The sequence below is a fragment of the Rothia sp. 27098_8_27 genome (genome assembly GCF_041432805.1).
GTDB lineage: Bacteria > Actinomycetota > Actinomycetes > Actinomycetales > Micrococcaceae > Rothia > Rothia mucilaginosa.
Genome location: NZ_JAPWAJ010000001.1, coordinates 317,317 through 339,900, shown reverse-complemented (window position 1 = coordinate 339,900; position 22,584 = coordinate 317,317). Strand labels below are relative to the sequence as shown.

General features: G+C 60.9%; 18 protein-coding genes. All 18 read left to right on the top strand.

The features are described 5' to 3' along the window. Window positions 1-138: 138 nt before the first annotated feature. The gene (gene carA / locus O3675_RS01285) at window positions 139-1,326 is read left to right on the top strand and encodes a glutamine-hydrolyzing carbamoyl-phosphate synthase small subunit (RefSeq protein ID WP_070847729.1); all 1,188 of its coding nucleotides are present in this window, start codon (window positions 139-141) and stop codon (window positions 1,324-1,326) included. Next, window positions 1,327-4,647: a carbamoyl-phosphate synthase large subunit gene (gene carB, locus O3675_RS01280; protein ID WP_314608400.1), complete on the top strand. Its 3,321-nt coding sequence runs from the start codon at window positions 1,327-1,329 to the stop codon at window positions 4,645-4,647. It abuts the gene before it with no gap. Beyond that, window positions 4,647-5,522, top strand: coding sequence for an orotidine-5'-phosphate decarboxylase (gene pyrF / locus O3675_RS01275; protein WP_371570429.1), 876 nt, complete (start codon window positions 4,647-4,649; stop codon window positions 5,520-5,522). Before carB ends, pyrF begins: the two co-directional genes overlap by 1 nt. 407 nt (window positions 5,523-5,929) lie before the next feature. Then, window positions 5,930-6,310, top strand: coding sequence for an integration host factor, actinobacterial type (mihF, locus tag O3675_RS01270; protein WP_005508715.1), 381 nt, complete (start codon window positions 5,930-5,932; stop codon window positions 6,308-6,310). A gap of 41 nt (window positions 6,311-6,351) precedes the next feature. Further along, window positions 6,352-6,909, top strand: coding sequence for a guanylate kinase (gmk, locus tag O3675_RS01265; RefSeq protein WP_005505951.1), 558 nt, complete (start codon window positions 6,352-6,354; stop codon window positions 6,907-6,909). Between the two features lie 286 nt (window positions 6,910-7,195). Next, complete coding sequence (gene rpoZ, locus O3675_RS01260; protein WP_044150418.1) at window positions 7,196-7,654, top strand: DNA-directed RNA polymerase subunit omega; 459 nt, start codon at window positions 7,196-7,198, stop codon at window positions 7,652-7,654. Between the two features lie 30 nt (window positions 7,655-7,684). Further along, the gene (locus O3675_RS01255) at window positions 7,685-9,109 is read left to right on the top strand and encodes a bifunctional phosphopantothenoylcysteine decarboxylase/phosphopantothenate synthase (protein ID WP_371570426.1); all 1,425 of its coding nucleotides are present in this window, start codon (window positions 7,685-7,687) and stop codon (window positions 9,107-9,109) included. A 358-nt stretch (window positions 9,110-9,467) separates the two neighbouring features. Continuing rightward, window positions 9,468-10,382 carry an RNase adapter RapZ gene (gene rapZ / locus O3675_RS01250; RefSeq protein WP_005505957.1) on the top strand — a complete coding sequence of 305 codons (915 nt, stop codon included), beginning with the start codon at window positions 9,468-9,470 and terminating at the stop codon, window positions 10,380-10,382. A 109-nt stretch (window positions 10,383-10,491) separates the two neighbouring features. Next, complete coding sequence (gene yvcK / locus O3675_RS01245; RefSeq protein ID WP_049337428.1) at window positions 10,492-11,544, top strand: uridine diphosphate-N-acetylglucosamine-binding protein YvcK; 1,053 nt, start codon at window positions 10,492-10,494, stop codon at window positions 11,542-11,544. Window positions 11,545-11,627: 83 nt separating this feature from the next. Next, window positions 11,628-12,593, top strand: coding sequence for a DNA-binding protein WhiA (whiA, locus tag O3675_RS01240; protein WP_005505961.1), 966 nt, complete (start codon window positions 11,628-11,630; stop codon window positions 12,591-12,593). A gap of 233 nt (window positions 12,594-12,826) precedes the next feature. Continuing rightward, window positions 12,827-14,035: a ComEA family DNA-binding protein gene (locus O3675_RS01235; protein WP_070738465.1), complete on the top strand. Its 1,209-nt coding sequence runs from the start codon at window positions 12,827-12,829 to the stop codon at window positions 14,033-14,035. Further along, window positions 14,035-16,143, top strand: a complete 2,109-nt coding sequence (locus tag O3675_RS01230; protein WP_371570422.1) for a ComEC/Rec2 family competence protein — start codon at window positions 14,035-14,037, stop codon at window positions 16,141-16,143. Before O3675_RS01235 ends, O3675_RS01230 begins: the two co-directional genes overlap by 1 nt. 154 nt (window positions 16,144-16,297) lie before the next feature. Then, on the top strand, window positions 16,298-17,332 hold the full coding sequence (gene holA, locus O3675_RS01225; protein WP_296704071.1) for a DNA polymerase III subunit delta: 1,035 nt from the start codon (window positions 16,298-16,300) through the stop codon (window positions 17,330-17,332). A gap of 15 nt (window positions 17,333-17,347) precedes the next feature. Next, window positions 17,348-18,007, top strand: coding sequence for a type II toxin-antitoxin system PemK/MazF family toxin (locus O3675_RS01220; protein ID WP_371570419.1), 660 nt, complete (start codon window positions 17,348-17,350; stop codon window positions 18,005-18,007). Window positions 18,008-18,268: 261 nt separating this feature from the next. Beyond that, window positions 18,269-18,532 carry a 30S ribosomal protein S20 gene (rpsT, locus tag O3675_RS01215; RefSeq protein WP_049349792.1) on the top strand — a complete coding sequence of 88 codons (264 nt, stop codon included), beginning with the start codon at window positions 18,269-18,271 and terminating at the stop codon, window positions 18,530-18,532. 486 nt (window positions 18,533-19,018) lie between these two features. Then, window positions 19,019-19,354, top strand: a complete 336-nt coding sequence (locus O3675_RS01210; RefSeq protein ID WP_371570416.1) for a hypothetical protein — start codon at window positions 19,019-19,021, stop codon at window positions 19,352-19,354. A 156-nt stretch (window positions 19,355-19,510) separates the two neighbouring features. Continuing rightward, window positions 19,511-20,533: a PAC2 family protein gene (locus O3675_RS01205; protein ID WP_371570414.1), complete on the top strand. Its 1,023-nt coding sequence runs from the start codon at window positions 19,511-19,513 to the stop codon at window positions 20,531-20,533. Between the two features lie 96 nt (window positions 20,534-20,629). Further along, window positions 20,630-22,471 carry a translation elongation factor 4 gene (lepA, locus tag O3675_RS01200; protein WP_371570998.1) on the top strand — a complete coding sequence of 614 codons (1,842 nt, stop codon included), beginning with the start codon at window positions 20,630-20,632 and terminating at the stop codon, window positions 22,469-22,471. The last annotated feature ends 113 nt before the right edge of the window (window positions 22,472-22,584 follow it).

The following is a 22,584-nucleotide window of genomic DNA, read 5'->3' as shown; positions in this document are numbered from 1 at the left end:
TCCCTGCGCACCCACACCCATAGATTTTGCCTGAGGTCAGGCGAACACCCGCCGAAGGCACCATAGACTACCCCGGAACCTGCACGGTAGAGGCCGTACAGGAAGCGGGGGAGAACACCAGAGAAAAGGAAGAAGAGCATGACTGACATGACACGATCCGGCGCCCTGCGTACGGACCGCGCGCTGCTCGTCCTGGAGGACGGCACCGTCTACCGCGGCTACGGCTACGGCGCAACCGGCGCGTCCCTGGGCGAGGCGGTTTTCTCGACCGGTATGACCGGCTACCAGGAAACCCTGACCGACCCCTCCTACGCGGGTCAGATTGTGGTTCAGACCGCTCCCCATATCGGCAACACCGGCGTGAACACCACCGACGCTGAGTCCCGCAAGATTTGGGTTGCCGGCTACGTGGTTCGCGACGCAGCACGTGTGGCATCCAACTGGCGTTCTGAGCGCACCCTCGACGAAGAGCTCATCGAGCAGGGCATCGTCGGTATTCAGGGCATTGACACTCGCGCCCTGACCCGCCGCCTGCGTTCGAGCGGTTCGATGCGTGCGGGCGTGTTCTCCGGTGAGCACGCAGAACGCCCCGAAGCTGAACTGCTGGAGGAGGTGCGCGCCTCCGAGCCGATGGCTGGCCGTAAGCTCGCTGACTCCGTTTCGGTTGATACCGCCTACACCGTTGAGCCGCACCAGTTCAACTGGTTCGCACCCCCGGTCGCAACCGTTGTCGCCCTGGACCTGGGCATTAAGTCGATGACCCCGCAGCGTTTCGCTGAGCGTGGCGTGCGCGTGCACGTGCTGCCCGCAAGCGCAACCCTCGAGGACATCTACTCCCACAACCCCGACGGCGTGTTCTTCTCCAACGGCCCCGGTGACCCGGCAACCGCTGACGAGCAGGTTGAGCTGCTACAGGGCGTGCTGCGTAAGGGCACCCCGTTCTTCGGCATCTGCTTCGGTAACCAGCTACTCGGCCGCGCCCTGGGTTTCGGCACCTACAAGCTGCCCTTCGGCCACCGCGGCATCAACCAGCCGGTCATGGATAAGACCACCGGCAAGGTTGAAATCACCGCGCAGAACCACGGCTTCGCTGTGGACGCGCCGATTGGCGACTACGTGACCGCACCGAACGCCGAGTTCGGTCAGGTCATGGTCTCCCACGTGGGTCTGAACGACAACGTGGTTGAGGGCCTGACCTGTAAGGACATCCCCGCGTTCTCCGTGCAGTACCACCCCGAGGCTGCTGCGGGCCCGCACGATTCCGCCTACCTCTTTGACCGTTTCATCGACCTGATGGTCGCAACCAAGACTGCAAAGGAAGCATAAATGCCTCGTCGTACTGACCTTAATAGCGTCCTCGTCATCGGTTCCGGCCCCATCGTCATCGGTCAGGCAGCGGAATTTGACTACTCCGGCACTCAGGCGCTGCGCGTGCTGAAGGAGGAGGGCGTGCGCGTCATCCTCGTGAACTCGAACCCGGCAACCATCATGACCGACCCCGAGTTCGCGGACGCCACCTACATTGAACCCATCACCCCCGAGGTGATTGAGAAGATCATCGAGAAGGAAAAGCCGGACGCAATCCTGCCGACCCTGGGTGGTCAGACCGCGCTGAACGCGGCTATCTCCCTGGATGAGCGCGGCGTGCTCGCCAAGTACAATGTTGAGCTGATCGGCGCGAACATTGAGGCGATTAACCTCGGTGAGGACCGTGAAGCATTCAAGGGCGTGGTGGAGCGCGCCGGCGGTGAGTCTGCACGCTCGGTGATTGTTCACTCCATGCCGGAGGCGCTGGAAGCCGCTAAGGAGCTGGGCTACCCGATGGTGGTCCGCCCCTCCTTCACCATGGGTGGTCTCGGCTCGGGTATGGCGTACAACGAGGAAGACCTCTACCGTATTGCTGGCGCCGGTATTCAGTACTCGCCGACCAGCGAGGTCCTGCTGGAGGAGTCCATCCTCGGCTGGAAGGAATACGAGCTGGAGATGATGCGTGACACCAACGACAACGTCGTGGTCGTCTGCTCCATCGAAAACTTCGACCCCGTGGGCGTGCACACCGGTGACTCCATCACCGTGGCACCCGCACTGACCCTGACCGACCGTGAGTTCCAGAAGCTGCGCGACATCGCGATCAACGTGATTCGTGAGGTTGGCGTGGACACCGGTGGTTGTAACATCCAGTTCGCGATTGACCCGAAGACCGGCCGCATCATCGTCATTGAGATGAACCCGCGCGTGTCTCGTTCCTCGGCGCTCGCGTCGAAGGCTACCGGCTTCCCGATTGCGAAGATTGCGACCAAGCTGTCCCTGGGTTACACCCTGGATGAGATTCCGAACGATATCACCCAGAAGACCCCGGCGTCCTTCGAACCGACCCTCGACTACGTGGTCGTAAAGGTTCCGCGCTTCGCGTTTGAGAAGTTCCCGGCTGCTGACCCGACCCTGACCACCACCATGAAGAGTGTTGGCGAGGCTATGGCTCTGGGCCGTAACTTCACTGAGGCTCTGCAGAAGGCGATGCGTTCGCTGGAGCAGAAGGGTGCGTCCTTCTCGTTCAAGCCGCTGAACCTCTCTGAGGCTGAGCTGGCCGAGCTGATTGAGAAGACTAAGGTTCCGACCACCCAGCGTATCTACCAGGTGCAGCAGGCCCTGCTGGCCGGTGCTACCGTGGAGCAGCTGCACGAGGCTACCAAGATTGACCCGTGGTTCCTGGATCAGCTGGTGCTGCTGAATGAGGTTGCCGGCGTGGTTCACGCTAAGCGTGACAACCTTGACCCGGAGACTTTGAAGCTGGCTAAGCGTCACGGTTTCTCGGACGCTCAGATTGCTGAGATTATCGGCTCTTCTGAGGATGTTGTGCGCGGTGTTCGCCACGCTCTGGGTATCCGCCCGGTCTTCAAGACTGTTGACACCTGTGCAGCCGAGTTTGAGGCGTTCACTCCGTACCACTACTCCTCCTACGACCTGGAGGATGAGGTTGCGCACCACGAGAAGCCCTCGATTATGATTCTGGGTTCGGGCCCGAACCGTATCGGTCAGGGTATCGAGTTTGACTACTCCTGTGTGCACGCTTCGCTGGTGCTGCGCTCGCTCGGTTACGAGACCGTCATGGTCAACTGCAACCCTGAGACTGTTTCGACTGACTACGATATTTCGACTCGCCTGTACTTTGAGCCGCTCACCCTTGAGGATGTGCTTGAGATTGTTGAGTCGGAGCGTCGTACCGGCGGTCTGATGGGCGTGTTCGTTCAGCTGGGCGGTCAGACCCCGCTGAAGCTGGCTCGTGCCCTGAAGGATGCGGGCGTGCCGATTCTGGGCACCACCCCCGAGGCTATTGACCTGGCCGAGGACCGCGGCGAGTTCTCCCGCGTGCTGGAGGAGGGCGGCCTGATTTCGCCCAAGAACGGTACCGCGTTCACTTTCGAGGGTGCTAAGCGCATCGCTGACGAGATTGGTTACCCGGTTCTGGTTCGTCCTTCGTACGTGCTGGGCGGCCGTGGCATGGAGATCGTCTACGATGAGGCGAACCTGGCACGCTACCTGGAGAACGCTACCGAGGTTTCGCCTTCGCAGCCTGCTCTGATTGATAAGTTCCTTGAGGACGCTATCGAGATTGACGTTGACGCCCTGTTCGACGGCGAGGAGCTGTACTTGGGCGGCGTCATGGAGCACATTGAGGAAGCCGGTATTCACTCGGGTGACTCTTCCTGTACTCTGCCTCCGATTACTCTCGGCCCGGATATCATCGCGAAGGTGAAGGACGCTACCGAGAAGATTGCTCGCGGCACCGGTGTGCGCGGCCTGATTAACATTCAGTTCGCGTACGTGTCTGAGAACCTGTACGTGATTGAGGCGAACCCGCGTGCGTCTCGTACTGTTCCGTTCGTGTCGAAGGCTACCGGCGTGCAGATGGCTAAGGCTGCTGTGCTGATTGGTCTGGGTAAGAGCATTGCTGAGCTGAAGGCTGAGGGCTACCTGCCGTCGAACATGGATGGCGCATCCCTGCCTGAGGAGACCGCGATTGCTGTGAAGGCTGCGGTTCTGCCGTTCGCTCGTTTCCGCACTCCCGAGGGTGTTGTGGTGGATTCGCTGCTGAGCCCGGAGATGCGTTCGACCGGTGAGGTCATGGGTCTGGATAAGCACTATGACACCGCGTTCGCGAAGGCTCAGGCTGGTGCTGGTTCGCCGTTGCCGACCTCCGGTAAGGTGTTCATTTCGGTGGCTAACCACGATAAGCGTAACGTCATTATTTACGCGAAGATGCTGGAGTCGCTGGGCTTTGAGATCGTTTCGACCGGTGGTACCGCTGAGATTCTGCGCCGTAACGGCTTGAACTCGGTGATTGTGGCTTCGAAGTTCGCTGAGGCGAATGGCGACCACTCGATTGTGGATATGGTCCGCAATGGTGATATTGACCTGATTCTGAACACCCCTGCCGGTGGTGCTGCTCGTAGCGATGGTTACGAGATTCGTGCCGCTGCGGTTTCGGTGGGTTGCCCGGTCATGACTACCATTTCTGAGTTCGCTGCGGCTGTTCAGGCGATTAACGCTCTGCGTGAGCACAGCTGGGACATCATGAGCCTGCAGGAGCACGGCGTTCAGCTGGCTGCCGCTGTGGATGCTCGTTCTGAGGGTGGCGAGGCGTAATGTCCGCTGCTTTTGGTGATCGTCTGGCGAAGGCGATGGCGGAGCGCGGCCCGCTGTGTGTGGGTATTGACCCGCATCCGAACCTGCTGGAGCAGTGGGGTCTTGAGGATTCTGCTGCCGGTCTGGCTGCTTTTACTGAGGCGGTCTATGAGGGTTGCGCCCCGTTTGCGGCGGCGTTGAAGCCTCAGGTGGCGCTGTTTGAGCGTCACGGTTCGGCTGGTCTTGCTGTGCTGGAGGCGCTGTTTGCCCGCGCTGCCGCTGATGGTGTGCTGATTGTTGCTGACGCTAAGCGCGGCGATATCGGTTCGACCATGAAGGCGTACGCGGATGCGTGGCTCGGCTCGTCTTCGCCGCTGGGTACCGATTCGGTGACTTTGAGCCCGTATCTGGGTTTTGAGTCGCTGCGTCCGGCGCTGGATTTGGCTGATGAGAATGACCGCGGCACGTTCGTGTTGGCGTTGACCTCGAACCCCGAGGGTAGGAGCGTTCAGCACGTGGGCGCGTCGGAGTCTGGTCATCCCGGTGAGTCTGGGGGCGCTGTGGCTAAGCGTATTATCGCTGCGGCTACCGCTGAGAATGCTTCCCGCCAGTGGGAGCAGATGGGCCCGTGCGGCCTGGTGGTTGGCGCGACCGTTGGTCAGGCGCTGGTTGATTTGGGTATTGACCTGAGCGTGTTCAACGGCCCGATTCTGTCGCCGGGTTATGGTGCGCAGGGCGCTTCGGCGGCTGATTTGTACCGCGTGTTTGCGGGTGTTGAGTCGCAGGTGCTGGTGAATTCCAGCCGTGGCGTGCTTGCTGCTGGCCCGTCGGTTGAGGGTTTGGCGCAGGCTGCGCAGGCGGCTCGTGATGACCTGCTGGCGGCCCGCGGCGCATAGTTCGCGTGTTGCGTGAGGGGCGTGTGCTCCGGGTGGATTCTGTTGAGGGTCTGCTCGGGGTGCGCGCCCCTTTTGCATACCCCCTGTGTGTGCCTGTTTTATCGCATTTTTTCGGTACATCCGCATGCATAATTTTGCCGCCGCCCGCTCGCGCCGATGCAAGTTTGCTCACCTCTGTAGTGGGGGAGTGTGTTTCCGTCAAGACTCACGCCCGCGGTTCCGCTTTTGATAGGGCGAATACTCCGCTATGCTATAGAGGTACTCCCTGATATTTACGTGCTGACGTGCGTAGACGCATTGTTGGTGCGAGGGTGAGTGCCGCGGGTGGAACGAGGGTTCTCGTGCTATCCGTGTTACATTAGTTGATAAGTAAAATTCTATAACTCGCAGAAATGGGGGACCCAACCATGCCGCTGACTCCGCTAACTGAGGATGCGCGCGCCTCCGCCCGCGAGAAGGCAGTACTTGCCCGAGCACACCGCCAGGAAATTAAGCGTGCACTGAGTGAACGTGAACTTTCCGTGCGTCAGGTGCTCGATATGGTCGATTCCGACCCTGCACTGGCTAAAATGCCGGTGGGGCAGATGCTGCGCGCACTTCCGGGCATTGGTGCCGTTCGCGCTGAACGCATCATTGAAGAACTTCATATTGCACCGACTCGCCGCCTTGGCGGCCTGGGTGTACACCAGCGTCGCAAGATGGTGGAGTACTTCAACCGTAATTCGCGGTATTTGAACCGTGCACGTCGTAAGACTGCTGGTCAGTCTTCCGAGTCTTCTCAGTCCTAACACATCGTGCCTTCAGCCGATGAAGGCGCAGTAAGGAAGCTATGTCTCAGCCGACTCTCACCGTACTGGCTGGCCCCACTGCTGTTGGCAAGGGTACGGTGTGCCAGTACATTCGTGAGAACTACCCGAACGTGTGGTTCTCTGTTTCCGCTACTACTCGTGATCCTCGCCCCGGTGAGGTTGACGGTACTCACTACTATTTCGTTTCGATGGAAGAGTTTGACCAGATGATTGCTGACGGTCAGATGCTTGAGTACGCTGTGGTACACGGTAAGAACAAGTACGGTACTCCGCGCGCTAAGGTCCAGGAGGCTCTGGACGCTGGCCGCCCGGTGATTCTTGAGATTGACCTGCAGGGTGCTCGCCAGATTCGCGAGACCATGCCTGATGCTCGCCTGATTTTCTTGGCTCCTCCGAGCTGGGATGAGCTGGTGTCGCGTCTGGTGGGTCGAGGTACCGAGAGTGAGCAGGAGCAAGCTCGTCGCCTTGAAACCGCGAAGGTTGAGTTGGCTGCTGAGAAGGAATTTGACGTCACGGTCGTCAACGACTCTGTTGAGCGTGCGGCGAAGGAGATTGCTGAGCTGATTGGCGCCGCCTAATCTGCATGCTTTGCGTTTGCGGTGGGGCTAGAGTTTCTTCCGACCTGTAGTTCTGCCGCGAGGCGTTGTGAAAGGTGGGGGTTTCGAAGAGTTTTCTTCGGGCCCCCACCTTTTTATATAGGCTGACACCTTTTGTCCAGGCTGGTACGTGCGTTTTAGCCGTTGAGAGGGTAGAATAGTTCTTTAGTTTTGACCGTGCCCTCAGTGCGCCCGGTTTGCGCCATAGCGCGAACGGTGTACGGGGGTGGTCGGTACGTACATTCCATCAAGCTATTTGGAGTTTTTAGTGGCAAACGAAATCAAGGAACACGAGGACTACAACTTCGTTGACGGTGTCGCTCCCGAGGGCATCGTGAGCCCCAGCGCTGACGCGCTGATTGAGAAGGCGGAGTCCAAGTACGGCCTGGTGATTTTCGGTGCCCGCCGTGCACGCCAGATTAACGCGTACTACGCTAACCTGCAGGACAATACTGCTGCGCACGTTGGCCCGCTGGTTGACGCTGAGTCGAACGAGAAGTCCCTGTCGGTGGCAATGCGTGAAATCATTGCTGACCGTGTTGTGGCGGAGCACCGCCCGGACGCTAAGTTCGACGAGGACGGCTACCCGATTCCCGAGGATCTGTCCGCTGTGATTGATTTCAGCGCGGCTGAGTTCTCTGGCGCTATCGAGGAGGAGTACATCCCCGCAGGTAGCGAAGAGGTTATTGCTATCGAAGAGGTTATCCTCGACGAGTCCGCTGAGTAATCTGCTTCTACAAGGATTCTTTGACGTACCATGCGCATTATCGTTGGTATTGGAGGGGGCATTGCTGCGTATAAGGCGGCGATGCTCCTTCGTCTTTTTGCGAAGAATGGCGACGAGGTGATCGCCATGCCCACCCCGAACGCGACGAAGTTCGTGGGTGTTCCCACCCTGGAGGCGCTGAGCGGCAACCCCGTCTCAACGGATGTGTTTGACCGCGTGCCGGAGGTGAACCACGTGCGTCAGGCCGAGCAGGCTGACGCTGTGGTGATTGCCCCGGCGACCGCTGATTTGCTGGCTCGTTTGGCGGCTGGTCGTGCGGATGATCTGCTGTCCTCTACGGTGTTGACGACGCACGCCCCGGTGATTTTGGCGCCGGCGATGCACACTCAGATGTGGGAGCATCCGGCGACTCAGGCGAATGTGCAGACGCTGCGTTCGTGGGGTTATCATGTGATTGAGCCAGCGATTGGGCGTTTGACGGGCCCGGATTCTGGTCCGGGTCGCATGCCTGAGCCGGAGGATATTTTCGCGGTCGCACTGGACGTGATTGCGCGCTTCCCGAAGGGTCAGGTGCACCCGGTGTACACGCCCGGTTACGCGCCGACTGAGCCCCTGTACACGGGCACGGAGCAGGAGCGTATGGCGGCGGCGCGTGCGGCGACGCTGACCTCGGCACTGCTGGGGCAGGTTGATGCAGGCCAGGGTGAACACAGCCAGGCAACTGGCGCATCCGAATCGCTGCGTGGTCCTCTGGCTGGTCGCCTCGTGGTCATTACCGCTGGCGGCACCCGTGAGGCGCTGGACCCGGTACGCTTCCTCGGCAACCGTTCGACCGGCAAGCAGGGCGTGGCGCTCGCGGAGGCGGCACGCGACCTGGGCGCGACCGTGCACCTGATTGGTGCGAACCTTGAGGTTCCTGCGCCGGAGGGTGTGCAGGTGACCCGCGTGGTGAGCGCCCTGGAGCTGCGTGAGGCGACCCTTGAGGCGAGCGCGGCGGCGGATGTGCTGATCATGTCTGCGGCGGTGGCTGATTTTAGGCCCGCCGAGTTTGCCGAGTTCAAGATTAAGAAGAGCGCCGATTCTGAGGATGCGCCGGTGATTCAGCTGGTGCGCAACCCGGATATTCTGCGTGAGGTCGTGGTGCGCCGCCAGCAGGCTCGTGAGGCGGGGGAGAGCACCCTCGGCCCGAAGCTCATTGTTGGTTTTGCGGCGGAGACCGGTTCGGCGGAGAAGACTCCGTTGGAGCTGGGTCGTGAGAAGCTGCAGCGTAAGGGTACGGACTTCTTGGCGGTCAATACGGTGGGTGTGAATCGTGGTTTCGGCACGGACGATAACACGATTACGCTGCTGTCGACTCTGAATGATGAGGCGCCGGTGTTCTCCGGTTCGAAGAAGGAACTGTCGGTGCGTCTGCTGGAGCATGTGGCGGCTTTCCTGCCTGAGCTTTCTGCCTAAGGCAACCTGGCGCATCCGCGTAAAGTTTCGGAGTGTTTATAGTTCGCAGTGTTTATAGTGTGGAGCCCGTGCGGTATTTCCTGGGGAGGTATCGTGCGGGCTTTGCTGTACCCTTACGGCTCTGCCGCCCGCCTCTTTCTGTAGACCGCCGCTTTTTGTAGACTCCCTTGGGGGAGCATTATGTGCAAGCACTTGTGATGCGGGTTTCTTTCTTCTGGGGTTCCTTCCGGGGTTCGCCGGGGGAGCGTCTCATATTTCTGTCATAGTGGTGAAATTTCTGACCGTACCCCTGAACCGTCAGATAAAGGTCTTGTATCATGGCATAGAGAGTATTTCGCGTTGAAGGGGAAGAAGCACCATGCCCGAGAATCAGAGCAAGCCCGCCACGGTACAGTCCGCACAGAGTGAGGAGCGCCCTCAGATTCTGGTGATCACCGGTATTTCTGGTGCAGGCCGTAGCACCGTCGCAAACGTACTGGAGGATGAGGGCTGGTACGTTATCGATAACATCCCGCCGCAGATGCTCGGTTCCCTGGCTGAGCTGGTGACCCGTGACGGTGCGCGAGTTCCGAAGGTGGCGCTCGGCATTGACGTTCGCGCCCGCGCACTGTTCTCCGATCTTCCCGCTGCGATTGAGACTTTGCGCAAGTCCGATATTGACTTCTCCATGCTCTTCCTTGACGCCAAGGACGAGACCATTATTGCCCGCTACGAGGCTCAGCGCCGCCCGCACCCGTTGCAGGGTGAGGGCCGCGTCCTCGACGGTATCCGCGCTGAACGCACTCTCTTTGAAGGTCTGCGCCTCGCTTCTGACCGCACCATTGACACCACCGGCATGAACGTTCATGAGCTGGCTCGTACCGTGCGTGAAATGTTCGCTGAGGGTGCGGATAAGAAGCTGAACCTGACCGTGATGAGCTTCGGCTTCAAGTACGGTGCGCCGTCGGACGCTAATTACATGGCTGATATGCGTTTCATCCCGAACCCGCACTGGGTTCCGGAGCTGCGCCCCCTGACCGGTCAGGACGCCCCGGTACGCGACTACGTGCTGGAGCACGCAGGCACCGAGGAGTTCATCAGCAACTACCTTGCGGCTCTTCGTCCCGTGCTTGAGGGCTACCGCCGTGAGGGTAAGTACTACGCCACCATCGCAATTGGCTGCACCGGTGGTAAGCATCGTTCCGTGGCTGTGACGGAAGAACTGGCTCGTCGTCTCTCTGCTTTCGGTGAGCTGAACGTGAATGTTCAGCACCGCGACAAGGGCCGCGAGTAAGTTCCGCCCGGCGCGTCCCAACCACCGCGTCGTGATTCATTAGCCGCCGTCCGGCCCCGCACACCGTGGGGCCGGCATACCATTCCTTCCGGGTATGTGAGGTATTACTATGTCCACCCATTCGACCAGTTATGACACTCAGGGTATTCCGCGCCTGCCGGCTCTGCCGACTCAGGCGTTGCGCCTGTTGAAGACCACGCACCGTTCGCCGAAGGTCACGGCGATGGGCGGCGGCCACGGGCTGTACGGTTCCCTGTCTGCGCTGCGCCACGTCACGCCTGATTTGACGGCTGTTGTGACGGTTGCTGACGATGGCGGTTCGTCGGGTCGTTTGCGTGAGGAGATGGGTATTCTCCCTCCCGGAGATTTGCGTATGGCGCTTTCTGCGCTGTGTGATGACACCGATTGGGGTCGCACGTGGCGTGATGTGATGCAGCATCGTTTTAGCGCGCCCGAGGGTTACGAGGGTGAGTTCCCGCTGGATTACCATGCTCTCGGTAACCTGCTGATTGCTACTCTCTGGCAGCTGCTGGATGACCCGGTTGCCGGCCTGGACTGGGCGGGTGCCCTGCTGAATGCACGCGGTCGCGTGCTGCCGATGGCGCTGGACCCGATGGTTATTTATGGCACTGTGTTGCGTGAGCATAACGGTGGCGGTATTGAGCGTGTGAAGGTGGTCGGCCAGGTGAACCTCTCGAAGGAGGAACGGGTTCACGATATTGGTCTGACCCCTGAGAATGCTCGCCCCTGCCCGGAGGCGCTCTCCGCTATTGAAGAATCCGACTGGATTGTTTTGGGTCCGGGTTCGTGGCGTACGTCGGTTCTGCCGCATCTGCTGTTGGATGCTCAGCGTGAGGCGATTATCCGCACGGAGGCGCGCCGCTGCGTGGTCATGAACCTCTCCGACGATAAGGAGACGGTCGGCTTCACCCCGGCAACGCACTTGGATTTGTTGCGCCAGTACGCCCCGAAGCTTCACCTTGACGCGGTGATTGCTGACGCTGACATGCAGGCTGATCACCGTTCCGAGCTGGAGCGTGAGGCTTCTGCGATGGGTGCGAAGGTTGTGTGGGCGCATCTGCGTTCGAGCGCCCAGCCGAATGTGCACGACCCGCTGAAGCTTGCGGCTGCGTATAACGAAGCGTTTGAGCTGAGCTCCTAGAATCACCGTTGCGGCTGCTATTTTGGTGTGCCCTTTTTACCGAATTTATAGACTTTAAACACTACGCCTAGAAGGACCTGTTCATGGCATTAACCACGCTCGTCAAGGACGAACTCGCCAACTACGAGGCAACGAAAGTCTCTGCTCGTAAGGCAGAAATCTCTACGATTCTGCGTTTTACCGGAGGCCTGCACATTGTCTCGGGGCGAATCGTGGTGGAGTCTGAGGTCGACCACGAGGCAACCGCCCACCGCATGCGCCGCACCATCGCGGAGATTTACGGCCACGACTCTGAGCTGACCAGCGTCAGCGGTGGTGGCCTGCGTCGAGGCGGCCGCTACATTGTGCGTGTGGATCACGGCGGCGAGGCGCTGGCTCGCCAGACCGGTCTGCTGGATTTGCGTGGTCGCCCGGTGCGTGGCCTGCCGCCGGCCGTGGTGAACGGCTCCCTGCAGGACGCCGAGGCGGTCATGCGCGGTGCGTTCCTGGCGCACGGTTCGCTGACTGAGCCGGGTCGTTCCTCCTCACTGGAGATTACCTGCCCCGGCCCGGAGGCGGCGCTCGCGCTGGTGGGTGCGGCTCGTCGCCTGGACATTATCGCGAAGGCACGTGAGGTGCGCGGCACCGACCGCGTGGTGGTCCGTGACGGCGAGACCATTTCGCAGCTGTTGGAGCGTATGGGTGCGACTGGCACCCTGACCACGTGGCGTGAGGCGCGCACCCGCAAGGAGGTTCGTGCGACCGCGAACCGCCTTGCGAATTTTGATGATGCGAACCTGCGCCGTAGCGCCCAGGCGGCTGTTGCGGCGAGCGCCCGCGTGGAGCGTGCCCTGCAGATTCTGGGTCATGAGGCGCCGGATCATCTGCGCTATGCCGGTGAGCTGCGTGTGCTGCATAAGCACGCGTCGTTGGATGAGCTGGGTCGTCTGGCTGATCCGCCGATGACGAAGGACGCGATTGCGGGCCGTATTCGCCGTCTGCTGGTGATGGCTGATAAGCGTGCTTCGGAGCTGGGCGTTCCGGGTACTGAGCTGCCGCGCGAGGACTAGGCGAGGACTAAATTCTGGTCTTGCGCGGGGCTGACTGCGCGTGTGGCTAGGTGTGTGGCTGAGGTGTTTGTGACGGTTTTATGACAAACCCGAACCCGCCGTTTTTGAATAAAAACCGCATATTTTTCAAAAATGAGCCTGTGGATGGCTTCTTTCTCGCTGTACGAGGGGAGTTATCCACAGGTTCTTTGTTCGCGCTCGTGCGTTCGCGCGCGTGAGCCTAGGGTAGGGGTATGACGAGCATGACCCCCAACCACGAGCAGAACCACCTGCAGAGCCCGAGCGCTGTGCCGAACAACGGCGCAGCGCAAGACAACGCACCCCAGCAGGGCGGCGCGCAGCGTAGCGCCCGCTCCCTGATGAACAGCCTCTACCGTAGCCCGCGCGCCCGCAAGAACGGTGCGCCGGATGCTGAGGACACAGTGCCGCTGGCAATCTCAACTGAGGTAACGCCGGTGGAGACAGATACCGAGGCGTCGCAGGGTGAAACCTCTCAGCCCAAGACTAACCAGCCCGCACCTACCAGCCAGTCCGGCACTAGCCAGCCCGAGGCATCCCGCCCGGAGTCGAACGGCTGGGCTGACTGGGACCAGCAGCCCGACTGGAACGAAGTGGACGACTGGGCGGAATGGGAGCAGGCCGATCAGCCCGGCACCACCCGCAGTACCCGTTGGGGCTTGTCGCCGCGCGTGCTGCTTCTCGTGGCGGTGTTGGCGCTGGTTGCCGTGGTGTGGGGTGTGACCCAGTTTTCGGCGGCGCCGCGTGCCGAGCAGTTTGCCTCCCCGAGTGCTTCCGCTGAGTCGGTGCAGGCGGTGGGTGCCCAGCAGAGCCCCGGCACCCAGTCGACCGCCCAGCCGAGTGCTAACCCGAGTGAATCCGCGCAGGGTGGCGCCTCCGGTGAGGCTACCGTGCGGGTGCACGTGGCGGGTGCCGTAAACAACCCCGGCGTGTACACCCTGCCCGCGCAGGGCCGCGCCGTGGATGCGATTGCCGCCGCCTCCGGTGCCGCAGCGGATGCTGACCTGGACCGTGTGAACCTTGCCGGTGCGCTGAGTGACGGGGTGCAGATTTATGTGCCGCATCGCGGTGAGACGGCTGCTCCGGCGCAGATTCAGCCCAACGGTGGCACGGCGAATGCGGGTCAGGCTAACGCGGCGAATGGTGCAGCGCAGAACGGCGCTTCGCAGGGTGGCACGCAGCCTCAGCCTGCGCGCACGCTGACCGCTTCGGGGAGCGCACAGAAGGGCTCAACTCCGGTGAACATTAACACCGCCACCGCTGAGGAGTTGCAGAGCCTGCCGCGTATTGGCCCGGCGATGGCTCAGCGCATTATTGCTTGGCGTGAGGCGCACGGCGGTTTCCGCAGCGTGGATGAGCTGGATGCGGTGCCCGGTATCGGCCCGTCGATGCTGGAGAACCTGCGTCCGCTGGTGACGGTCTAATGCTTGCATGGAACCGCCGGGAGCCTACGCCGCAGGGGCGCCCTTCGCGAGGCAAGCAGGCATCTGCGCGAAAGCCTGCTGCACTGCAAAAACCCAGCGCACCGCAAAAGCGCGCGTGGCAGACAGGGGAGCTCTTTCCCGGCTCCTCGCGCCTCATCCGGTCTGCGGCTACGGCGTATGACCGTGCCCGCTACCGCTGGAGCATCGGCGCTGAGCGGTGGCGTACCCGCCGTGATGACCAGGAGCTGCGCGCCCAGGGAAGCCTCATTCACCTGGACCTTCGCCTGAGTTTTACGGTGCTGGCGCTGTGGGCTTTTACCGCGGCGGCGCTGACCGTGGGCACGTGGCGGGTGGTGCATCCGCTGGCGTGCGTGCTCATTGCTCTGCTGGGGTGCCTGGCGATTCTGTTGTTCTTTCCGCCGCGTGCGGTGATGCCCTACAGCCTGCTCTTTCGCACGACCGGTCAGCTGGTTTTTCTGGCGTGTATCGTGACGGTTCAGGCGGTGCTTTTGTGCGCTACGGGGGTGGATGCATCCCGCGCCACCCTGCAGCAGGCGCAGGGTGCTTCGCTTCGTCTGAATGGCACGGTGGAGCAGGTTCGCCGCGTGGATCCGCGTACTACTCTGGTGGTTATTAAGCTGGAGGAAATTCAGGGGCGGAGCGTGCGTGCGCTGGTGAATGAGCGGGTGCGTGTGTACCGGCGTGACGGTTCGGCGAAGAGCGCCGCGCAGCGTCTGGAGGCACGTTCGGCGGCGAGTTCGGCGACTCAACAACAGGGGAGCGGCACCGTGCGCTCGCAGGCGATTTATCCAGGCATGAAGGTGACCGCCCTCGGCACGGTGGAATTCAACGGTTCCACGGCGAAGCTGAGCGGCGCGACTATTTTTCCTGCGCCCGCCTACGGTGCCGGATCGAACGCTGTCACCCGGACGGCGGCGGAGCCGTACCTGTCCAAGCTCAAGGAGCAGCTGCGCACCCGCGCCTTGGACACTCTCGGCACGGAGTCGGCGGCGCTGGTTTTGGGTACCGCCTACGGGGACGATTCGCTGATGAGTTCCACCGCGCGGGAGGAGTATAAGCTCAGCGGGCTCAGCCATATTACGGCGGTGTCCGGGGCGAATATTGCCATTGTGTTTTTGGGTGCGTACCGGCTGGTGTTGGCGGTTCGCCCGTACCGCCTCGCCAGCGCATACCTGCTATTCCGTTCCTGGATGCAGCGGTTGCGGGGGAGAGGCGCGGCTCGTTCTCGCCGCCCCGCGTACCCCCGGAATCCCGCCCAGCCCCAACAACCTACCCCGCCAAATGCCCACGCCCTGCCGCCGCTCGTGTACCGGCTGAGCACCTTCGCCATTCCGCACCGCGTCATGGTGCTGTGCGGGGTTGCGGCGGTGCTCGCCTACGCCATGCTGCTGGACTCTGAGGGTTCCGTGATTCGTTCCCTCGCCATGGGCCTGCTCGGTGCTTACGCGATGCTGCGCGGTTCGGGTCGCCAGTCTTTGGCGGCGCTGCAAACAACGGTGCTGATGTGTCTGCTTGCCGCCCCGCACCTCGCCGTGGATATGGGGTTCGCCCTGTCGGTGACGGCGACCTCCGCGTTGATTCTGCTGGGCCCGCCGCTGATTCGTCTGCTCATGCGCGTCATGCCGGTGTTCTGCGCGGAAATGCTCGCCGCGCCAATCGTGGCGTCCCTGTGGTGCACTCCGCTGATTTTGGCGATGAGCGGTAAGGTGCCGCTCTACTCGGTTCCTGCGAACCTGGTTGCGGCTCCTTTGGCGCCGCTGAGTATGCTCGCCGGGCTGGTTGCGCTCGGATTCATGCTCCTGGGTCTGCCCACTGCGGCGGATCTGTGCCTGCGTGCCGGTGGTCTTGCCGCGCAGGGCATCGAGTGGGCGGCACACACTGCCGCGCACGCGCCGGGTAACCCGTGGGAGCCCGGTTCGAACGTGCCGGCGGTGGTGTGTAGCGCCCTCTGCGTGCTGGCGTTGAGCGTTGCCCTCTGGTGGGTGGATGCGCGCCGCTACCGTGCGGTCACGCACCGGCAGTATTTGCGGGTGGTACCGCAAACCGCGCCCTCCTATCAGCGCCCTAATCAGCCCGCCCGGTCTTAACCGACTAACCCTGACCGACTACCCCTAACCACCGCTAGGAGGCATCTGAGAAGAAAACGCTATGATGGATACTCGAGACTCTACCCGCGCAGCACCCCGTGCGCAGCGGGGCCGAGTTCAGCCCGTACCCTGCAGATAAAGGCGAGTGATAAGCGTGTCCGAGCGTAAGCGTTCAACCCAGCGTGGCGGTTCCCGAGGCTACGCCCGCCGAGGCGGCCCCGCCCTCGACACCGCGTGGCGTACCGTCACCCCGGCACCCGCCGTCATGCTCTACGGCCCGGAGGAGTACTTCGCCTCCCGCGCTGCGGCACGCCTGCGTGAGCTGTTCCGCAGCATCCACCCGGAGGTGGACCGCGTTCAGATTAACGCCGCCACCTACACGGCGGGGGAGCTGATTCTGCACGCTTCGCCCTCTCTGTTTGGTTCGGCGAAGATCATTGAGGTTGAGAACGTAGCCTCCATGAGTGACGAGTTTTTGACCGATACGCTCGCTTACCTGAACGCCCCCGAGCCGGACATCATGCTCATTCTGAACCACTCGGGCGGTAACCGCGGCAAGAAGCTCATCGACCTGGTGCGCTCCCAGTTCGTGCTCATTAACTGCAAGGCGCTCAAGACCGACCGTGAGAAGAGCGAGTTCTTGGCGGGAGAATTTGCCGCCGCTCAGCGCCCCATTACCGGTGGCGCTCTGGCGTTGCTGACTGCCTCCGCCTCCGACACTGCGGAGCTTGCCGCCGCATGCCAGCAGCTGCTCTCAGACGTACCCGGCGAAATCACCGAGGAGGCGGTGAACCGCTACTACGGCGGCCGCACCGAAGTCACCGCGTTCCGCGTGAGTGACGCCGCGATTTCCGGTAACGCCCCGGAGGCTCTGCGTCTGCTCCGCCACTCCCTTGCCACCGGTACGGAGCCGATTCCGATGCTGGGTGCGCTCGCCATGCGCATCCGCAATATTGCGCGCGTGCACCACGTGCGTATGAGCGCTAACGAGCTGGCGCGTGAGGTGGGTATGTCACCGTGGCAGGTTGAGCAGGCTCAGCGTGACGGCCGCCGTTTTACCGGCGCCCAGTTGGCGCATATTGTGCAGCTTCTGGCTGATGCGGACGCGCAGCTGAAGGGCGAGTCGCAGGACGCCGTGTATGCGGTGGAGCAGGCTGTTTTGGCGATTGCTCTACCTCCGCGCCTGTAGTGCATAATAGAGCCCATGCTCGAAATTCTGAAGAAAATTTTCTTTGCCCTGCTGCCCTTCCTGCAGAAGGCGGCAGAGGATGCCCTCAACGACGCTACTGCGTCTAAGGGTGACTCCGAGTCCTCCCAGAAGAGCGAATCCCACAAGGATGATTCTCGTCAGGGTGAGGCTCGTACCTCCGGCTCTTCGGCGCCTAAGCCGAGCGCCCCGAAGTCTTCCTCGGTAAAGTCCTCGGCACCTAAGCCTTCCGCACCGGCTTCGACCGGCGCATCCGACGGTTCGGATTACCCGGGCGATTACCGCGACATGATCAACTTTGAGTACTCGCCCTCCCTGGACGGCGACGCTGACCCGGGTGAAATCGTGTGGACGTGGGTTCCCTTCGAGGAGGACCACTCGCAGGGTAAGGACCGCCCGGTGATCCTGGTGGGTCGTGACGGTGAGTACCTGCTGGCGCTGATGATGACCAGCAAGGACCACAATAACCGTGAGCACGCCGATTCGAACTACCTTGATATTGGTTCGGGTCCGTGGGATCCGCAGGGCCGCGCTTCTGAGGTGAAGCTGAACCGTGTGATTCGTGTTCGCCCGGATTCGATGCGCCGTGAGGGTGCGATTATGCCGGAGGATACGTTCCGCCTGATTGAGCGTGCGTGGACTCGCCATAACGGCTAACGTCCTGTGCCGGTAGTTTCACCGGCGACCGGTGCCGATTATCTGCGCCGGATGTGGAGGCTGCATGTAGCGGTTTTCACAGTATTTTTCTCTCCGCGGGGGTCTGTCGTGGAGGCTGTTCATCTGGTATTATGTGTGGTTGAGTGTCCGATGGTCATCGGGCACTGCTGGCCGGTTGCCATAGGCATCCCCACGCCGCTCAGTCGATGATCGGCCAGCGTCGCCCTCACCGACCAATAAGACAAAACAGAAAGTTTAATTGTGGCTAACATTAAGTCTCAGAAGAAGCGTATCCTCACCAACGAGAAGGCTCGCCTGCGCAACAACATTGTAAAGTCCGAGCTGAAGACCGCGACCCGCAAGGTCAAGGCTGCTGTTGAGGCACAGAACAAGGAAGCCGCTGTTGAGGCTCTGCGTTTTGTGAACCGTAAGCTGGACAAGGCTGTTTCCAAGGGTGTTCTGCACAAGAAGACCGCTGCAAACAAGAAGTCCGGTCTTGCTGCGCTGGTAAACAAGGCTTTCTAAAACTTGCGGGGTACGTGAGTACCTCTCTGGTTTAAGGGCAGAGACCCCCTGTGTTCCCCCTCCTCTAAGGGGAACGCAGGGGGTTTCTTTTTCGTGTATAGTTGGGGTTAAGGAGTTAAACGACCCCTCTGAAACCCTGAGCCTCACCTATTGGTGCGGCAATAACGCTCGGGCGGCCGCGGCTTTATGCTTCGGTCTAGAAGACATCGGGGGCACCACCGGTTAGCTCCTCATAACTTTTGTGAAAGGCATCCTGCTAAGTGGCGGGGTGCCTTTTGCTATGCCCGCATGCTGTGGTTTTATGGCACATATTTCGGGGAGGTGCCCGCCCGGTGACGAAACCGCTTGCGGGTCGCGTGGAAGCCCGTATAGTGGGAACTACCGGCGGTACCGCACACCGCCCGTGCCTATCACGAGCGCCCTAAGCGGCGTCGCACATAGTGCCGGTGTGGGCACACATTTTTGCATATTATCAGGAAGTTCCCCATGAGTAACGAGACCACAGAAGAAGCTTACGATTATCGTGAAGACCCTGAGTATTGGCGTGCCCCGTTCGATTTTACAAAGCCCACGTTTGACGTAAATACTCCGGAGGGGTGGATGCGTGCTGAGTTGAACGGGCGTTATTTTAATGCTCCGGCGGCACGCCCCGGTGCCGAGTATGAGTGGGGTCTGGCAGAGATTAAGCGTAGGTATGAAGCTAAGGAATTCCCCTTCGACGATAGCGAAGTAACCCTTTTGTATCGTGAGAAGGTAGCTAATGGTGAGTTGCCGGATGTTTATGCTGGCACTCCATACGATTTGGCGCTTCTGCCTTTCTAACATAGTTTCCCCTTCCGCCCGGGGTTTTGGGCGGCATAACCGAATATAGAACATATTTTTTACAACACCACCCACTACACAACCACCGATGGTTTACCGGGAACTTTCCATACACCCCCATGTACCCGGTGAACCGACCACGAGCTAAGGACAACGATGAGCCAGCCGAACTTCCCTCCCGCCCGACTTTTTGACGCTTTCGCCAAGCCCGCCTCCACCGAACAGCCCACGAAGAAGGGACTGCTCGGCAAGCTGGGCCTGGGCGAGTCCTCCGAGGAGGACAACTACACGACCGTCATGCTGGTCGGCTTCAACTCCGCGAAGGAACCCCCGGGCAACGGTGAGGACGCCCTCGACGTGATTCACCGCGCGTTCGACCCGTGCGATGAGAGCCCCGGCTTCGACATGGACGACTTCTACGACTATGGTTCCGTCGCCCCGCAGCTGCAGAACAGCGACGACTCCGATTCCACGGTTCTGGTGTGGCCCAAGATGTTCTACAACATGGTCACTATCCCGGAGCGTCGCCTGCGCCTGCTCGTGGTGACCGGCCCCGCTCCCAGCCTGTGCCTGCGGCGGTTCATGACCCGCTTCTTCAAGTACGTGAAGAAGCTCCACGTGGACCACGCGATCTTCGTTGAGACCTTCGAGGATGAGGTGGCGCACACCCGCCCGTACCCGTACACGCTGACCACTCACGACGAGAAGCTGGCGGCGATCCCCGGTATTCTGCACGAGGACTACACCGGTTCTACCTCGGTGACGATGGCGATGTCTGCGCTCGCCGCCGAGCACGGCCTGCGTTCCTCGGTCATGTTGCGTATGAGCATCCCGGGGTATCTGAGCTTTGACCAGCAGAACCCGCGCGCGGTCGTGAGCCTGATCGAGGCTCTGGAAGTCATCCTCGGTATTAAGGTCGAGTCTGAGGAGTACGACCGCCTGCGCGCCCACGCTGATGAGTGGGAGGCGGAGCTCGCCGAAGAAATGGCGAAGGACTACGAGAAGGTTGAGCTGGTGCGTGAGATTGAGCAGAAGATGGATTCGACTCTGCGCACTGTCTCCGGTGAGGTGATTGCCGAGGATATTGAGGGCTACCTGGATTCCCTCAGCGGCGCCTCCGAGGGCGTAAATCCTGCCGATGATGGTGCGGATTCTGCGGAGGATTCTTCGGAACGCTAGGTCCGTTCGCACATATGGCGCGGGTATGGGAAAATGATAGGTAACTATGCCCATACCCGCAGCCAGCATCTCGAAAGGATGATGTGATTGGCACCCATGTCGAAGAACCCGCCCGTTCCGGCGGCGACCGACCCCGCGATTATTCGCAACTTCTGCATTATCGCCCACATTGACCACGGTAAGTCCACCCTCGCAGACCGTATGCTGCAGGCCACCGGCGTGGTTGCCCCGCGCGATATGAAGGCGCAGTACCTGGACCGCATGGACATTGAGCGTGAACGCGGTATCACCATTAAGTCTCAGGCTGTGCGCATGCCCTGGGATGTTGACGGTACCTCCTACGCGCTGAACATGATTGACACCCCCGGCCACGTGGACTTCACCTATGAGGTGTCCCGCTCCCTGGCTGCGTGTGAGGGTGCGCTTCTGCTCGTGGACGCCGCCCAGGGTATTGAGGCTCAGACCCTGGCGAACCTGTACCTGGCGATGGAGAACGACCTGACCATCATCCCGGTGCTGAACAAGATTGACCTTCCCGCGGCTCAGCCCGATAAGTACGCTGAGGAGCTGGCGAACCTGATTGGTTGCGAACCGGACGAGGTTCTGCGCGTATCGGGTAAGACCGGTGAGGGTGTTGAGGCTCTGCTGGACCGTATTGTGGAGGCGATTCCAGCCCCGCAGGGTGACGCATCCGCCCCGGCGCGTGCCATGATTTTTGACTCGGTGTACGACTCATACCGCGGTGTGGTCACCTATGTGCGTGTTGTGGACGGTAGCCTGCAGCCGCGTCAGAAGATTAAGATGATGTCCACCGGCGCTGAGCATGACCTGCTTGAAATCGGCGTGATTTCCCCTGAGCCTGTCCCCTCGAAGGGCCTGGGCGTGGGCGAGGTGGGTTACCTCATTACCGGTGTGAAGGACGTCCGTCAGTCCCGTGTGGGTGATACCGTCACCTCCGCCGTGAAGCCTGCTCAGGAGTCCCTGGGTGGTTACGAGGATCCCAAGCCGATGGTGTTCTCTGGCCTGTTCCCGATTGATGGTTCGGACTACCCGGCGCTGCGTGACGCGCTGGATAAGCTGAAGCTCAACGATGCCGCGCTGATTTACGAGCCGGAGACTTCTGCCGCTCTGGGCTTCGGTTTCCGCTGTGGCTTCCTGGGTCTGTTGCACCTGGAGATTGTGCGTGAGCGTCTGGAACGCGAGTTCAACCTGGACCTGATTTCGACCGCGCCGAACGTTATTTATGATGTGGTGGATGAGGCTGGCAACGCTAAGCGCGTGACCAATCCGAGCGAATTCCCCGAGGGTAAGGTCGCGACGATTCGCGAGCCCATGGTGGCGTGTACGATTATTGCCCCGAGCGAGTACATTGGCGCGATTATGGAGCTGTGCCAGGCTCGCCGCGGCCAGATCGGCGGCATGGATTACCTGTCCGAGGATCGTGTGGAGATGCGTTACCGCCTGCCCCTGGCAGAGATCGTGTTCGACTTCTTCGATCAGTTGAAGTCCCGCACCCGCGGCTACGCCTCGCTGGACTGGAAGTTCGACGGTGAGGAAGAGGCTGACCTGGTGAAGGTCGACATCCTGCTGCAGGGTGAGAAGGTGGATGCGTTCAGCGCCATTACTCACCGCGATAAGGCGTACTCGTACGGCCTGATGATGACTTCTAAGCTACGTGAGCTGATTCCTCGCCAGCAGTTTGAGGTGCCGATTCAGGCGGCTATCGGTTCGCGTATTATTGCCCGCGAGAATATTCGCGCGATGCGTAAGGACGTTCTTTCGAAGTGTTACGGTGGCGATATTTCGCGTAAGCGTAAGCTGCTGGAGAAGCAGAAGGAAGGCAAGAAGCGCATGAAGATGGTCGGTCGTGTGGAGGTTCCTCAGGAAGCCTTCATTGCGGCACTGTCTTCGAGCGAGGAGAAGGAAAAGAAGAAGTAGCCTTTCGCTGCTGTAGCTTTTCCGGCTGTGTGCTGACCTGTTGATTGTGGAGAACCCGGCTGGTGCCTCGTGTACCGCCGGGTTCTCTGCACGCTGTCTGTTGATGTTACCCG